The sequence below is a fragment of the Elioraea rosea genome (genome assembly GCF_007644105.1).
GTDB classification, from domain to species: domain Bacteria; phylum Pseudomonadota; class Alphaproteobacteria; order Acetobacterales; family Acetobacteraceae; genus Elioraea_A; species Elioraea_A rosea.
The window spans coordinates 37041-51170 of record NZ_VFAC01000010.1 but is presented as its reverse complement, the minus strand read 5'-3'; the positions used below and the strand labels follow the sequence as shown (position 1 = coordinate 51170).

Sequence of the window (14130 nt, the reverse complement as noted above, 5' to 3'; positions counted from 1 at the left end):
TGGCGGCGCATCTTGCGCGGGCGGGAACGGCTCGGCAAGACGGAGGCTGCTTGACGCGCGGCAGGCTGGCCAACACCTTCCGGTGACAACGGAAGCGGCGGGAGGAGAGGGCATGGCACTGCCAGCGACGATGCGGCACATCGCGACGACGGGGGTGGGCGGCCCCGAGGTCATGGCCGTCGCGAGCGGGCCGTTGCCGGTGCCGGGGCCGGACGAGCTTCTCGTCGAGGTGCATGCCGCGGGCGTGAACCGGCCCGACGTGCAGCAGCGTCGCGGTGCCTATCCGCCCCCGCCCGGTGCCTCGCCGATCATCGGCCTCGAGGCGGCGGGCGTCGTCGTCGGCATGGGCAGCCAGGTGAGCGGCTGGCAGCTTGGCGAGCCGGTCTGTGCGCTGACCAATGGCGGCGCCTATGCCGAGTACGTTGCCGTTCCGGCAGCGCAATCGCTTCGTCCGCCGAAAGGCTACGACCACCTGCGCGCGGCAGCACTGCCCGAAACCTACTTCACCGTCTGGGCCAACCTGTTCGACCGGGGCGGCCTGCGCGCGGGCGAGAGCGTGCTGATCCATGGCGGCTCGTCCGGCATCGGAACGACGGCGGTCCAGCTCGCCAAGGCCTTCGGCGCGACGGTGATCGTGACGGCGGGGAGTGCGGAGAAGCTCGCAGCCTGCCGCAGCCTCGGCGCCGATCACGGCATCAACTACCGCACGGAGGATTTCGTCGCCGAGGTCGCGCGCATCACCGACAGGCGCGGCGTCGATGTCGTGCTCGACATGGTCGGCGGCGACTACATCCCACGCAACATACGCTGCCTCGCGCTCGATGGCCGGCTCGTGCAGATCGCGTTCCTGCAGGGCTCGAAGGTGCCGGAGTTCGACATGCTTCCTGTGATGACGCGGCGGCTCACCCTTACCGGATCGACGATGCGGCCGCGCTCGACCGCACAGAAGGGTGCGATCGCCGATGCGCTGCGCGAGAAGGTGTGGCCGCATCTCGATGCGGGGCGCTGCGCGCCGGTGATCCATGCGACCTTCCCCCTCGAGCAGGTGGCGGCGGCGCATGCGCTGATGGAGAGCAGCGCGCATGTCGGCAAGATCATGCTCAAGGTCCGTTAGGGATGATCGACCTCTCCGGCCGCACGCTGGTCCTGACAGGGGCCGCTGGCGGTATCGGCTCTGCCATCGCGCGGCTGTTCCGCCGCGCCGGCGCGCGCATGCTGCTCGCCGATCGCGCCGCGCCCGCCACCCTCGCCGTAGCGCTCGACCCCACGGGAGAGCAGGTGGCCGCCGTGGCCTGCGACGTGACCGATACCGCCTCGGTGCAGGACATGGTGGCCGAGGCGGTCGCGCGCTTCAGCCGCATCGACATCGTCGTGCCCAATGCCGGCGTGTTCCCCGACGCGGCGCTCGAGGGGATGACGGATACCGCCTGGCGCGAGTGCCTCGCCGTCAACCTCGATGGCACGATGGCGGTGTGCCGCGCCGCGCTGCCGCACATGGGGCATGGCGGATCGATCGTCACGATCGCCTCCGTTGCCGGCCATCGCGGCAGCCGCGGCCATGTGCACTACGCCGCCGCGAAGGGTGCGGTACTCTCCTTCACGCGCTCGATCGCGAGCGAGCTTGCGCCGCGCGGCATCCGCGCCAATGCGGTGAGCCCGGGCGTCATCGGTACGGCAATGGTCACCGGCCTGATGGCGGAGCGTGGCGAGGCGATCCTCGCGCAGACGCCGCTGCGCCGCCTCGGCAGGGCGGAGGAAGTGGCCGGCGCGGTTCTGTTCCTCGCCTCCGACCTCGCCTCCTTCGTCACCGGCGAGACGCTGCACGTCAATGGCGGTCTGTACATGCATTCCTGAGGCCGCCCGCGAGCCCCGAGCCTGCGAGCAAGGCCGCCCGGCCGTCATTGCCCCGAAGTGTGCGCCAGTTAACCCCTGCTTCATGGTCGTTGCGGGAAAATGGGCCCGTGTCGCATGGCGTGACGACAACTCAGGGGATGGGCGGATGCGAGAGGCTGACGGGCCGGTGACCGATCTGTGCCGCGTAGCGATGGCGGCGGGCCTGCCGCGCTTCGACGTGGCCTTCCAGCCGATCGTCTGCACCGCATCGGGCGGCATCAGGGCCTACGAGGCGCTGCTGCGCGGCCTCGGCGGAACACCGGCAGACGGGGTGCTCGCGCGTGTTCCCGCGGCGCATCGTTCCGCCTTCGAGGTCGCGGCCGTCGCCGCCATCCTGCCGCGCTTCGCCGCATCCGCCTCGCCGGGCGACGTGCATGTAAACATCTCGCCTGGCGCGCTAGCGGGCGCCGACGACATGCTCGCCACTATCGCGGGCCTTGCCGGGGCGGCTGGGCTCGAGCCTGCGCGTCTCGTTGTCGAGATCACCGACGCGGCACGGATCGAGGATCCCGCCTGGCTCGCGCGCATCATCGCAGGAGCGCGGGGCAAGGGCCTTCGCGTCGCGCTCGACGATTTCGGGACGGGCTATGGCGGGATCGGCCTCCTGACGGAAGTCCGCCCGGATCTCGTCAAGCTCGACAGGACGCTGATCCGCGGCATCAACCACCACAGGATCAGGCACCCGATCGTCGCGCGCATTGTGGACGCGGCGGGGAGTCTCGGCGTTCCCGTCGTCGCCGTGGGCATCGAGACGGAGGGCGAGTTCCATTGCCTGTCCGAGCTCGGCCTCGGCTTCGTGCAGGGTTTCCTCGTCTCGCCGCCGAGCCGCGAGCGCCTCGCGCTTGCAGACGAGATCACGCTTCCCGTCCGCCGCGCGGTACCGCCCTGGCTCGGCGCAGTGCCGGGGCGCGAGGACTGGCTGCACCGGCACTGAGCGGCGACGCCGGCCCTTGCGGCGCGGCTTCGGGCATGCGCTCCTCGCGCACGCATGCCCAGCCGCCCGCTTCTCTCCCGCGCCGCGCTTGCACAGCTCGGCATCGTCGTTCTGGTGTTCGGTGCGGCGGGGCCGGTCATCAAGATCGGGCTCGCCGAGGCGACGCCGGCCTGGCTCGCGTTCTGGCGCGCCCTGCTGTCTGCCATCGTCACGGCCCTTCTCGTCGGCGCGCGCGGGCGCCTTGCCTGGCCGAAGCGGCGTGACTGGGCGGCGATCGTCGCCGTCGGGGTGTTCCAGCTCGCCGCCTTCTTCGCGCTTCTGCATGCCGCGCTCGCCGTGGTTCCCGTCGGGCGGTCGGTGCTGCTCTGCTACACGACCTCGCTCTGGCTGGTGCCGATCTCCATCCTCGTCATGGGCGAGCGGCTTGACCGGTATCGAGCGCTTGCCGTCGTGCTCGGCCTGTCCGGCATCCTCGTCCTCGCCAATCCCTGGACGCTCGACTGGTCGGACGGGTGGCAGGTCCTCGCGCATGGCCTGCTGCTCGCCGCGGCGCTCTCCTGGGCGATTGCGATCGCGGTGCTCCGTGGCACCTCTGCCGCGACGCCGCTGTCGGACCTTCTCCCCTGGCAGTTCGGCCTCGCCGCGATCCTTCTGCTTCCGGCCGCGCAGCTTCTCGAGCCCTCGGGCGGCGTCACGCTCGGCTGGTCCTCCGGCCCGGCGCTGCTCTATCTCGGCGTACTCGGCGGGCCTGTCGCGACCTGGGCGGCGGCGAGCATCTCGCGCCAGCTTCCCGTCATCGTCTCCTCGCTCGGGTTCCTCGGCGTGCCGGTCGTCAGTGTCGCCCTCTCCGTCGCCTTCCTTGGCGAGGCGGCGAGCCTCTCGCTTCTTGGTGGCGGTGCGCTGATCCTCGCGGGGCTGGCCACGCTCGCGCTCCGCCGCTAAGCCTGCCGGCATGGCAGTTCCGCTCAACGTCACCTCGCTCGGCCAGGGCCGGCCCCTTCTCGTCCTGCACGGGCTGTTCGGCCAGGGCGGCAACTGGGGCGGGCTCGCCAAGCGGCTGGCGCTGCGCCGCCGCGTGCTCCTCGCCGATCTCCGGAACCACGGCGACAGCCCGCACGATCCGCGGATGGACTACGAGGCGATGGCTGAGGACCTTGCCGCGCTGATCGAGGGCGAGGGCGGCAGCATGGACGTGCTCGGCCATTCTATGGGCGGCAAGGCGGCGATGCTGCTCGCGCTCCACCATCCCGCGCGGGTCGGGCGGCTCGTCGTCGTCGACATCGCTCCGGTGCGCTATCCGTCCTCGTTTCGTCCCTACGCGGAGGCGATGCTCGCCCTCCCCCTCAGGCCCGAGCTTCGCCGTGCGGAGGCCGATGCAGCGCTTCGCCCTGCTGTGCCGGACGCTGCTGTGCGCGCCTTCCTTCTGCAGAACCTCCGCTATGGTGAGGGCGGGCCGGCCTGGCGCTGCAACCTGCCCGTCATCGCCAGCGCGCTCGAGGCAATCTCGGGTTTCCCCGACCTGCCCGACCACCTCGCCTGGCCCGGCGAGGCGCTGTTCGTTTCGGGCGAGAACAGCCCCTATGTCGATGCGACCGGCCGCGCCGCGGCACTCGCCCGCTTCCCCGCCGCGGCCTTCGCGGTTGTCCCTGGCGCGGGGCACTGGGTGCATGCAGAGGCGCCCGAGGCCTTCCTGCGCGTCGTCGAGCCGTTCCTTGCCACGGGCGGGTGACGGAGAGCGGCAGCGCCCCACATCCTCCGCACGATGACCCTTCCCGAACCGACGCGTGCCGCGGCGCTTGCCCGCCTCGCCGCCTTTACCTCCGCCATGGGCCGCGCCTACGCCGCGACCCGCAACCACGACCACGGGCCGGAGAATCGCGGCAATGTCTCGCTCCTCTCCCCGCATGTCCGTCACAGGCTGGTGGGCGAGGAGGAGCTCGTTCACGCTGCGCTCGCCGCGCATTCGCCTTCCGCGTGCGAGAAGTTCGTCCAGGAAGTGGTCTGGCGCGGCTACTGGAAAGGCTGGCTCGAGCAGCGCCCGGCCGTCTGGGCCGAGTACCGCGCCGACGTCCAGCGCGAGACCCATGCGCTCTCGACCTCGGGCGGGCTGAGGCGCGCCTTCGAGGATGCGGTTTGCGGGCGCACCGGTATCAGCTGTTTCGATGCCTGGGCGCGCGAGCTGGTCGAGACCGGCTACCTACACAATCACGCACGGATGTGGTTCGCCTCGATCTGGATCTTCACCCTGCGCCTTCCCTGGCAGCTCGGCGCGGATTTCACTTACCGCCACTTTGCCGATGGTGACCCAGCCTCGAACACGCTCTCCTGGCGGTGGGTGGCGGGGCTGCACACGCGCGGCAAGCACTACCTCGCCCGCGCGGCCAACATCGCGCACTACACGAATGGCCGGTTCGATCCCGCGGGCGCACTCGACGAGCGCGTCCCGCCGCTCGACGGCGAGCCGCCACCGACACCCCGCCCCCTGCCGCGCCGCGACCCTGGGCCGGCGGGGCGCGTCGCGCTTCTGGTGACCGAAGAGGATTGCCTGCCGGAGACGCTTCCGCTCGGGCCTGCGCGCGTCGTCGCCCTCGCCGGGGCGACGTGCACCGACCTGCGCAGCCCCTCCGGCGTGGGTGCCGTCGCGGCACGGTTCGCTTCCGGTGCCGTGGACGATGCGCTCGCCCGCGGCGGTGCGGCGTTCGGGGTCGCGACGGAGCGGCTCGCGTCGTTCGACGGTGTCGTGGGCTGGGCGGCGGCAAGCGGCGCAGAGGCGGTGGTGACGGCTTATGTGCCCGTCGGCCCGGTGGCCGAGGCGCTCGAGGCGATCCGCCCCGCCCTCGCCGCGCGGGGCCTGCCGCTCATCCGCCTCCGCCGGAACTGGGACGAGGCGCTGTGGCCGCACGCGACGAAGGGCTTCTTCCAGCTCAAGACGAGGATCCCGGAGCTGCTTCGCGTCCTGCGGCAGGCGGCGGCATGACAGGCCTCGTCATCGAGGGGCTCACCTGCCGGTACGGTGACGCAACGGCGGTCGACCGTCTCGACCTCGCCGTGCCCGATGGCGCTCTCGTCTGCCTCCTCGGCCCGTCGGGCTGCGGCAAGACGACGACGCTCCGTGCGGTGGCCGGCCTCGCCGAGCCCGATGCCGGGCGCATCCTGCGCGGTGAGGAGGTGTTGTCCGAGCGCGGCCGCGTCGTTCCGCCCGAGGCGCGGCGCATGGCGATGATCTTCCAATCCTACGCGCTCTGGCCACACATGACGGTGGCGGGCAACGTCGCCTACGCGCTGCGGCTTCGCGGCATGCAGCGGGCCGAGCGGGACGCGCGCGTCGCCTCGGTGCTGCGCGCCGTGCGGCTCGAGGCGATGGCCGACCGCATCCCCGCCGATCTGTCGGGCGGGCAGCAGCAGCGCGTGGCGATCGCCCGCGCTCTGGCGATGGAACCGCGAACGCTTCTGATGGACGAGCCGCTCTCGAACCTCGATGCCGGCCTGCGCGAGGAGATGCGGTTCGAGCTGCGCCGGCTGCACGAGGCGCATGGCGTGACGACGCTCTACGTCACGCACGACCAGGCAGAGGCGATGGCGACGGCCGACCTCGTCGCGGTGATGCAGGCCGGGCGGCTCGCGCAGCTCGGCACGCCGGAGGAGATCTACGCCGTACCCGCCTCGGGCTTCGTCGCCCGCTTCATCGGTGCGGCGAACCTGCTTGCCGGCCGGCATCTCGGCGGCGGCATTGTCGCCTGCGGCGGCTTCGCCCTCGCCTGCGGGTCCGGCAGCCAGGCGCCCGCTGGCGCAGCACTCGTCGCGATCCGCCCGCACGCGATCCGGTTGGCCGAGCGTGCAGGCCCCAACGTCGTGCCGGCGAGGCTCCTGCGCGCGACCTTCCTCGGGCCGGTTCGCGAGCTTGCCTGCGAGGCGGAGGGTGGCTTCGCCCTGCGCGTGACGGTGCCCGCATCGGCGCCGCTTCCCGGCGAGGGCGCGCTGCTGCTCTGCCTGCCTCCCGAGGCCTGCCGGATGCTGCCTGGCGAGTGACGGCCGGCAGGCCCGCTCAGCGATAGACGATGTCGCGCAGGAACAGCGTGATGCCCGGCACGTAGCTGATGATCATCAGGCAGGCGACGATCACGGCGATGAAGACGGGCAGATACCGCATCATGCGATCGACCCCCGTCTCCGCCACCTGCGCGGCGGCGAAGAGGTTCACGCCGAAGGGCGGCGTGACCATGCCCAGCGCGAGGTTCACCACCATGATCGTGCCGAAATGCACCGGGTCGATGCCGAACTTGATCGCCGCGGGCGCGAGGATCGGCCCGAGCACGATGATCGAGGCCGAGGTCTCGATGAACATGCCGACGACGAACAGGAAGAGGTTGACGCCGAGCAGGTAGAGTGCGGGGGAGCCGAACACCGAGACCAGCCACTCTGCCATCATGTCCGGCACGCCCTGGCGGTTCAGCAGCCAGGAGAACAGCCCCGCCGTGGCGATGATGAACATGATCACCGAGGAGGTGACGACGGAGCGCCGGAAGATCGGCCAGAGGTCACGGAAGCCCAGCTCGCGGTGGATCACGAGACCGACGATAAGGGCGTAGAGGACGGCGATCACCGAGGCCTCGGTCGGCGTCGTGATGCCGCCATAGATGCCGCCCAGCACGATGACCGGCATGAGCAGCGCCCAGAACGCGTCCTTCGTCGCGTGCGGCACGGTGTCGCGCCCTTCGCCGTCACGCTTGCCCCAGCCATTGATCCGGCACCAGACGAGCACGGTGATGGAGAGCACCGCGCCGATCAGCAGCCCGGGCCCGAACCCGGCGATGAACAGCTCGGGGATCGAGGTCTGCGTCGCGACGCCGTAGAGGATCATCGGGATCGAGGGCGGGATGACGACGCCGAGCTCCGCGGCCGAGGCCTGAAGCGAGCCTGCGAAGGCGGCCGGATAGCCGAGCCGCTTCAGCGCCGGTACCATGATCGCGCCGATGGCGAAGGTGGTGGCGACCGAGGATCCGCTGATCGCCGCGAAGATCATGCAGGTGAGCACGCAGGTGACGGCAAGGCCGCCCTGCACGCCGCCGACGAGCGCGCGGGCGAAGTTCACGAGCCTCCGCGAAATCCCGCCGATCTCCATCAGGTTGCCGGCGAGGATGAAGAACGGGATGGCGGCGAGCGGGAACCGGTCGAGCGCGACGTAGATCTGCTGCGCGGCGACGATCAGCGGGAAGCGGGTGAACTCGACGATCCCGAGGATGGCGGCAAGCCCGATCGCGACGGCGACGGGCACCGACAGGGCGAAGAGCCCGAGCATCACCGCGAGCATGGTGCCGGCCATGGCGCGTGCCTCTCCCTACACCTGGCCTTCGGTGGCGTGGTCCTTCCCGGGGCTCCGATCGACCAGCGCGGCGAGCGCGCCGATGATGGCGAAGACCGAGCCGACGGGAATCGCCGCATAGCCCCAGGCGATCGACACCTCGAGCCCGGCGATCGACTGGAAGCGGACGCGCCTGGCCATTTCCCAGCCGAACCAGAACAGCACCGCGAACAGAAGCACGATGGCGGCGAAGATGATGATGTCGAGCACGAGCCTCGCCCGGCCCTTCAGCGCCATGCGCGCGACGTCGATCGCGACCAGCGAGCCCTGGCGGATCGCGCCGGCGACGCCGAGCAGAACCATCCAGACGAGCGCCTGCCGCACCAGCGCCTCCGACCAGGGCGAGGGCGCCTCGAGAAGGAAACGCGTGAACACCTGCCACGCCCCTGCGGTAACGGCGACCGCGAGCGCGAAACAGGCGGCCAAGAGGGCCGCCTGCGTCGTGATGCGGTCGATGCCGAGGACCGCGCGGGCGAGGCCCCGTGTCACGAACCGGGGCGCCAGTTGCGGATGCGGTCGATGTTCGCGGCGCCGAACTGCTGCGAGTAGGCCTGGAAGGCTGGCGCCAGAGCGGCCTGGAAGGCGGCCGTATCCACGTTCTCGCGCACCGTCATGCCGCGGCGGCGGAGCTCGGCCACGCCGGTCTGCTCGTCCTCCGAGACCTTGTTGCGGTTCGCGTCCACCGCCGCCTTGGCGGCCTGCATGAAGATCGCCCGGTCGGCCGCGTTGAGCCCGCCGAGGAAGCCCGGATTGCCGATGAGCACCGCGGGCGAGTAGACGTGGCGCGTCAGCGACAGGTAGCGCTGAACCTGGTTGAGGTTGTTGGCCACGATCACCGGGATCGGGTTCTCCTGCCCGTCCACCGTGCCCTGCTGCAGCGCCGGAACGAGCTCGGAGAAGGCCATCGGAGTGGGCAGCGCGCCGAGCGTGGTGAAAGCGCGCATGTGCACCTGGTTCTCCATGGTGCGCACCTTCAGCCCCTTCACGTCGTCCGGTGCGTTCACCTCGCGGCGGCTGTTCGTCAGGTTGCGGAAGCCGTTCTCCATCCACGCCACGCCGACGAGGCCGCGTGCGTTGAACTTGGCAAGGATCTCCTGCCCGATCTGGCTGTCGAGAACGCCGCGGGCATGCGCGTAGTCACGGAACAGGAAGGGGATGTCGAGAACCAGAACCTCGGGGACGAAGTTTCCGACGGGACCGGTCGAAGTGATGGTGAATTCCTGCGTGCCGATCTGCGTCGCCTCGATGCCCTCGCGCTCGTTGTCGTTGCGCTGGATCGTGACGCGGTAGCGGCCGTTCGAGAGCCGCTCCACCGCTTCCTTGAAGGCCTGGCTGCCGGCGCCGTAATGGCTCGCGAGTGGCAGCGGGTGGGTGATCGTCACGTTCGTCTGCGCAAGGGCCGGCGCGATCGCGGCGGGCGCGATGGCGGCGAGGCCGGCGAGCAGAAGGCGGCGCGTGGCGCGCATACGGATGTCCTCCCCTTTGGTGGGCACGTGATTGGGCCGGGAAGCCCGGCGGAGGCGGGACCATAAGCGAGCCGGAAGGCCGGGGCAACGCGCCGCCGCGGCGCCTCAAGCGCCCTTGAGCACCGCCACCCAGAACCCGGCCGAGGCGAGGGCGGCCGCCCCTGTCCACCACAGCCGCCGGTAGAGCGCCTGTTCTGTCGTGCCGTCGGCGGCAAGTGCCGCCGTGGCCGCAATCCGCATCGGCGCGAGGATGCAGAGCGCGCTGCCGGCGAAGTTCTGCAGCGCGGGCAGGAAGGCGTGGGGGAAGCCCTGGCTTCCCGCAAGCGCGGCCTGGATCGGCATCAGGATGCTGTTGGAGGCGACGTTGGTGCCGGTGAAGAACCCGCCCGCGGCGCCGAGCACCGGCGTGACGAAGGGCAGGACCGACGGCCCGGCCGCATCCGCGAGCGCCCTGGCAAGCGAGGCGGCCGCGCCGGACGCCCCGAGCCAGCGCGCGAACACGACATAGAGCAGCATCAGCAGAACCGGCATCCGCGCCCGCGCCGCCGCGCGCGCCAGCGCCTGGCCCGGTTCCGGCCGCCGCGCGAGCACGGAGAGGGAAACGGCAAGCATCATGGTCGCCGGGTGGTGCAGCAGCGCGATGCCCGGAAGCTCCGGAAAGGGCCGGAGCACGGCCACCCCTGTGAGCGCTGCCGAAAGCGGCGGCACCAGCCGCGTGGCGAGCAGCAGAAGGGCAAGCGCGACATAGGGCAGGGCGGCGCGGCGTGCGCGGGCATCAGCCCCGCCCTGCTCGGCCCAGAGCCGCGCGAGAAGCGGCGGCGACAGAGCGACGAGGCCGGCGATCTCGACCGTGGCGACGAGGTTCGCGCCTATGAGAAGGGCGGCGAGCACCGCCATCGTCGCCGCATCGGCCAGCCGCTCCCGCGCAGTCCCGCCAAGCCCCGCCTCGGCGGCGAGACGCCAGAACAAGGGGAGCAGGAGAAGAAGCCACAGCGCGCTCGCCGCTGACGTCCACGCCCCGAAGGCGCGGAGGTCGACGCCGGCAAGAGCGGCTCCGAGAAGCGTGCCTGGCCCGAGCGCGCCCCAGGGGATCAGCACCTGTGACAGCAGCGCGAGCGCTGCAGCAGCGGGGGGCGGCACGTCGAGGCGGCGCATCGCAGAGAGCGCGAACACGACGCCGATGCCGAAGCCCGTCACCGTCTCGAAGAACGGCCCGAGCAGGAACACGGCGGTAAAGAGGCGCGCATGGCTTCGCGGGCCGTCCTCGGCCCTCGCACCATCGGCCGTCGACACCGCCTCGTGGAACACGAGCCCGCCTGCGGTGATCGCTGCCGGCGCGAGGGCAAGCCAGGCGCCGCGCAGCGCCTCGATGCCGAGGAAGGGAAGCAGTGCCGTGCCAGCGGGAAGGGATACCGCCGCGGCGGGGACCGCAAGCGCCAGCGCGGCGGCAACCGGCGCGAGCGGCCCGCCGCGCCCGCGTGCGAGCACGATGATGAGAACGACGAGCGGTGCGGCCTGCAGCACGAGCAGCATCGCCCGATCCTGCCAAGGAGCGGCAGGATGCGCGATGACAGGCCGCCCGCCTGCCGGTATGACGGCAGGGCATGACACGCCCCGCCACCGCGCCCTGATGCTCGGCTTCCTTCTCCAGCGCCTTCTCTCGGCGGTGGTCGTGCTCGCTGCGATGTCCGTCATCGTCTTCGCCGGCGTCTACGCAATCGGCAACCCGATCGACGTGCTGATCAACCCCGCAGCAGACCAGGTGACACGGGCCGAGACGATCGCCCGCTACGGGCTCGACCGGCCGTTCTGGGAACAGTACTGGCGCTTCGCCTCAAGCCTTGTCTCGGGCGATTTCGGCACCTCCTTCGTGTTCAACATCCCCGCCCTGCCGCTCATCCTCTCGAAACTTCCCGCGACGCTCGAGCTCGCCCTGTCGGCGATGCTGATCGCGATCCTGCTCGGCATCCCGCTCGGCATGCTCGCGGGCCTGCGCCCCGAGGCGCCCTCGAGCCGGGCGATCATGGCCGGCTCCATCCTCGGCTTCTCCCTGCCGACCTTCTGGGTCGGGCTCATGCTGATCCTGATCTTCTCGGTCGAGCTCGGCTGGCTTCCCTCGGGCGGCCGCGGCGAGACGGTCGTGATCGCCGGCATCGAGTGGTCGTTCCTCACCATCGACGGGCTTGCCCATCTCGTCCTGCCCGCGCTCAACCTCGCGCTGTTCAAGCTCTCGCTGATCATCCGGCTGACACGGGCGGGCATGCGCGAGACGATGCTGGCCGACTACGTGCGCTACGCCCGCGCCAAGGGTCTGTCGCGCGCCCGCGTGGTCGGCGTGCACGCGTTCCGCAACATCCTCATCCCCATCGTGACCGTGCTCGGGCTCGAGTTCGGCTCCGTCGTCGCCTTCGCGGTGGTGACGGAGACGATCTTCTCCTGGCCCGGCATGGGCAAGCTGATCATCGACAGCATCCTGACGCTCGACCGGCCGGTGATGGTCGCCTACCTCATGCTGGTCGTCGCGATGTTCGTGCTGATCAATTTCTGCGTCGACATCGCCTACGCCACGCTCGACCCGCGGGTGAGGCTCGGGTCGCGATGAGTGCAGCAAAGGCGGAACGCCCCGCGGCGCTGTTCTGGGCAGAGTTCGCCGAGAGCCGCGTGGCCGTGTTCGGCCTCGTCGTGTTCGCGCTCGCCGTGCTCGCCGCGGTGTTCGCGCCCTGGCTCACGCCGCAGAACCCGTACGACCAGGCCGGCCTCGCGCTGATGGATGCGCGCCTGCCGCCGGGCACGGTCGGCACCGGCGGCTACGCGCACTGGCTCGGCACCGATGCAGCGGGGAGGGACGTGTTCTCCGCGATCCTCTGGGGGCTGCGCACGAGCCTCTTCGTCGGCGTCGCGGCGGGGGCGGCCGCGCTCCTTCTCGGCACGACGCTCGGCCTCGCTGCCGCCTTCTTCGGCGGGCGCATCGAAATGCTCCTGATGCGCATTGTCGACCTACAGCTCTCCTTCCCCGCAATCCTGCTGGCTCTCGTGCTCGTCGCCTCGCTCGGGCAGGGACTCGCGCAGGTCGTCACCGCGCTCGTCGCGGCGCAGTACGCATATTTCGCGCGCACGGTGCATGGCGCGGCGCTGTCGGAGAGGCGGAAGGAGTACATCGAGGCGGCCTCGGGCATACCGCTGAAGCCCGCGCGCATCCTGCTCCGCCACCTCCTGCCGAACTGCCTGCCGCCGCTGATCGTGGTCGCGACGGTCCAGGTCGCGAACGCGATCGCAATCGAGGCGACGCTGTCCTTCCTCGGCGTCGGGCTTCCCGTCACCGAGCCCTCTCTCGGCACGCTGATCGCCAACGGGTTCCAGTTCATGCTCTCGGGGCGCTACTGGATCAGCGTCTATCCCGGCATCGCGCTTCTCATCGTCATCGTCTCGATCAACCTCGTCGGCGACCGGCTGCGCGACGTGCTGAACCCGAGGCTGAGGAGGTGAGCGCGCTTCTGACCCTTGCGGGCATCTCGAAGCGCTTCTCGCGCCCGGCAACGGTGGAGGAGAGGCTTCTCGCCCTGTTCGGACGGGCGCCGCCGCCCCGCACCGTGCACGCCGTCGATTCCGTGTCGCTCGACGTTGCGGAGGGCGAGGTGCTTGGCCTCGTCGGCGAGAGCGGCTGCGGCAAGTCCACGCTCGGGCGCATCGCCGCGGGGCTGCTCGCTGCCGAGGACGGCATTGCGCGCCTCGGCACCGAGCTGGTGGCCGAGGCAGCAGGCGGGCGCGTGGTCAAGCGGACCACGGCCGTGCAGATGGTGTTCCAGGACCCGTTCGCGAGCCTTAACCCGCGCATGAAGATCGGCGATGCGATCGCCGAGGGCCCGCTCGCGCACGGGCTCTGGGCGGCGTCGGAGAAGGGCGAGCGCGTCGCCGCCACGCTTCGCGATGTCGGGCTCGATGCCTCCTACGCCCAGCGTTTCCCGCACCAGTTCTCCGGCGGGCAGCGCGCGCGCATCGGTATCGCCCGGGCGCTGGCGATGGACCCGCGCCTCGTCGTGGCCGACGAGGCCGTCGCTGCGCTCGATGTCTCGATCCAGGCCCAGGTGCTCAATACCTTCCTCGAGCTGCGCACGCGGCGCGGACTGTCCTGGCTGTTCATCAGCCACGATCTCGGCGTTGTCGGCCACCTCGCCGACCGCGTGGCCATCATGTATCTCGGCCGGATTGTCGAGCTCGGCCCGGCCGAGGCTGTGTTCGCCGCGCCCGCACACCCCTACTCGAAAGGGCTTCTCGAAGCCGTACCGAGGCTGGATCGCCGCCGCGCAGGCTTCCACCCCGTGCGCGGCGAGATCCCCTCGCCGCTCTCACCGCCGCCGGGCTGTCATTTCCACCCACGCTGCCCGCATGCCGCGCAGCGCTGCCGGGAGGAGAAGCCGATGCCGCGGATGATCGCGCCCGGCCGCGAGGTCGCCTGCCATTTCGACCTCGCCTGA

14 protein-coding genes are annotated in these 14130 nt (G+C 70.9%); 10 read left to right on the top strand and 4 right to left on the bottom strand.

Annotated elements, in window-relative coordinates; all coding sequences use genetic code 11:
• The first annotated feature begins 112 nt into the window (after positions 1-112).
• The 7 genes from FIF60_RS08875 to FIF60_RS08845 all read left to right on the top strand — a co-directional run bounded on the left by FIF60_RS08875 (position 113) and on the right by FIF60_RS08845 (position 6856).
• Positions 113-1114 carry an NAD(P)H-quinone oxidoreductase gene (locus FIF60_RS08875; RefSeq protein WP_144185715.1) on the top strand — a complete coding sequence of 334 codons (1002 nt, stop codon included), beginning with the start codon at positions 113-115 and terminating at the stop codon, positions 1112-1114.
• A gap of 2 nt (positions 1115-1116) precedes the next feature.
• On the top strand, positions 1117-1854 hold the full coding sequence (locus FIF60_RS08870; RefSeq protein WP_144185714.1) for an SDR family oxidoreductase: 738 nt from the start codon (positions 1117-1119) through the stop codon (positions 1852-1854).
• A 145-nt stretch (positions 1855-1999) separates the two neighbouring features.
• The gene (locus tag FIF60_RS08865; protein ID WP_158639128.1) at positions 2000-2827 is read left to right on the top strand and encodes an EAL domain-containing protein; all 828 of its coding nucleotides are present in this window, start codon (positions 2000-2002) and stop codon (positions 2825-2827) included.
• A gap of 54 nt (positions 2828-2881) precedes the next feature.
• On the top strand, positions 2882-3769 hold the full coding sequence (locus FIF60_RS08860) for a DMT family transporter (RefSeq protein WP_144185712.1): 888 nt from the start codon (positions 2882-2884) through the stop codon (positions 3767-3769).
• Positions 3770-3779: 10 nt separating this feature from the next.
• Positions 3780-4556: an alpha/beta fold hydrolase gene (locus FIF60_RS08855; RefSeq protein ID WP_144185711.1), complete on the top strand. Its 777-nt coding sequence runs from the start codon at positions 3780-3782 to the stop codon at positions 4554-4556.
• 33 nt (positions 4557-4589) lie between these two features.
• On the top strand, positions 4590-5804 hold the full coding sequence (locus FIF60_RS08850) for an FAD-binding domain-containing protein (RefSeq protein ID WP_144185710.1): 1215 nt from the start codon (positions 4590-4592) through the stop codon (positions 5802-5804).
• On the top strand, positions 5801-6856 hold the full coding sequence (locus FIF60_RS08845; protein ID WP_144185709.1) for an ABC transporter ATP-binding protein: 1056 nt from the start codon (positions 5801-5803) through the stop codon (positions 6854-6856). The genes FIF60_RS08850 and FIF60_RS08845 overlap by 4 nt, the downstream gene beginning before the upstream one ends.
• Before the next feature lie 16 nt (positions 6857-6872).
• Here FIF60_RS08845 and FIF60_RS08840 read toward each other — a convergent pair whose 3' ends face one another.
• The 4 genes from FIF60_RS08840 to FIF60_RS08825 form a co-directional block, all read right to left on the bottom strand.
• Positions 6873-8150, bottom strand: coding sequence for a TRAP transporter large permease (locus FIF60_RS08840; protein ID WP_144185708.1), 1278 nt, complete (start codon positions 8148-8150; stop codon positions 6873-6875).
• A 15-nt stretch (positions 8151-8165) separates the two neighbouring features.
• Positions 8166-8678 carry a TRAP transporter small permease gene (locus tag FIF60_RS08835; protein WP_144185707.1) on the bottom strand — a complete coding sequence of 171 codons (513 nt, stop codon included), beginning with the start codon at positions 8676-8678 and terminating at the stop codon, positions 8166-8168.
• Positions 8675-9655 (bottom strand): DctP family TRAP transporter solute-binding subunit, encoded by a 981-nt coding sequence (locus FIF60_RS08830; RefSeq protein ID WP_144185706.1) that lies wholly within the window; start codon positions 9653-9655, stop codon positions 8675-8677. The genes FIF60_RS08835 and FIF60_RS08830 overlap by 4 nt, the downstream gene beginning before the upstream one ends.
• Before the next feature lie 105 nt (positions 9656-9760).
• On the bottom strand, positions 9761-11188 hold the full coding sequence (locus FIF60_RS08825) for an L-lactate permease (protein WP_158639127.1): 1428 nt from the start codon (positions 11186-11188) through the stop codon (positions 9761-9763).
• A 34-nt stretch (positions 11189-11222) separates the two neighbouring features.
• Between FIF60_RS08825 and FIF60_RS08820 the strand changes: the two genes are divergently transcribed.
• Genes FIF60_RS08820 through FIF60_RS08810 form a run of 3 tightly spaced genes read left to right on the top strand, consistent with a single transcriptional unit; the run spans position 11223 to position 14130 of the window.
• Entirely contained in the window at positions 11223-12257 is a 1035-nt protein-coding gene (locus FIF60_RS08820; RefSeq protein ID WP_456305145.1) for an ABC transporter permease, read from the top strand.
• Entirely contained in the window at positions 12254-13141 is an 888-nt protein-coding gene (locus FIF60_RS08815) for an ABC transporter permease (RefSeq protein ID WP_144185703.1), read from the top strand. Before FIF60_RS08820 ends, FIF60_RS08815 begins: the two co-directional genes overlap by 4 nt.
• The gene (locus tag FIF60_RS08810) at positions 13138-14130 is read left to right on the top strand and encodes an ABC transporter ATP-binding protein (protein WP_144185702.1); all 993 of its coding nucleotides are present in this window, start codon (positions 13138-13140) and stop codon (positions 14128-14130) included. The genes FIF60_RS08815 and FIF60_RS08810 overlap by 4 nt, the downstream gene beginning before the upstream one ends.

Excerpts from the sequence above, each read along its gene's own strand:
- FIF60_RS08825 (WP_158639127.1), bottom strand. The coding sequence starts at position 11,188 with ATGCTGCTCGTGCTGCAGGCCGCACCGCTCGTCGTTCTCATCATCGTG.
- FIF60_RS08840 (WP_144185708.1), bottom strand. The coding sequence starts at position 8,150 with ATGGCCGGCACCATGCTCGCGGTGATGCTCGGGCTCTTCGCCCTGTCG.
- FIF60_RS08850 (WP_144185710.1), top strand. The coding sequence starts at position 4,590 with ATGACCCTTCCCGAACCGACGCGTGCCGCGGCGCTTGCCCGCCTCGCC.
- FIF60_RS08870 (WP_144185714.1), top strand. The coding sequence starts at position 1,117 with ATGATCGACCTCTCCGGCCGCACGCTGGTCCTGACAGGGGCCGCTGGC.
- FIF60_RS08865 (WP_158639128.1), top strand. The coding sequence starts at position 2,000 with ATGCGAGAGGCTGACGGGCCGGTGACCGATCTGTGCCGCGTAGCGATG.
- FIF60_RS08830 (WP_144185706.1), bottom strand. The coding sequence starts at position 9,655 with ATGCGCGCCACGCGCCGCCTTCTGCTCGCCGGCCTCGCCGCCATCGCG.
- FIF60_RS08860 (WP_144185712.1), top strand. The coding sequence starts at position 2,882 with ATGCCCAGCCGCCCGCTTCTCTCCCGCGCCGCGCTTGCACAGCTCGGC.
- FIF60_RS08875 (WP_144185715.1), top strand. The coding sequence starts at position 113 with ATGGCACTGCCAGCGACGATGCGGCACATCGCGACGACGGGGGTGGGC.
- FIF60_RS08845 (WP_144185709.1), top strand. The coding sequence starts at position 5,801 with ATGACAGGCCTCGTCATCGAGGGGCTCACCTGCCGGTACGGTGACGCA.
- FIF60_RS08820 (WP_456305145.1), top strand. The coding sequence starts at position 11,223 with ATGACAGGCCGCCCGCCTGCCGGTATGACGGCAGGGCATGACACGCCC.
- FIF60_RS08855 (WP_144185711.1), top strand. The coding sequence starts at position 3,780 with ATGGCAGTTCCGCTCAACGTCACCTCGCTCGGCCAGGGCCGGCCCCTT.
- FIF60_RS08815 (WP_144185703.1), top strand. The coding sequence starts at position 12,254 with ATGAGTGCAGCAAAGGCGGAACGCCCCGCGGCGCTGTTCTGGGCAGAG.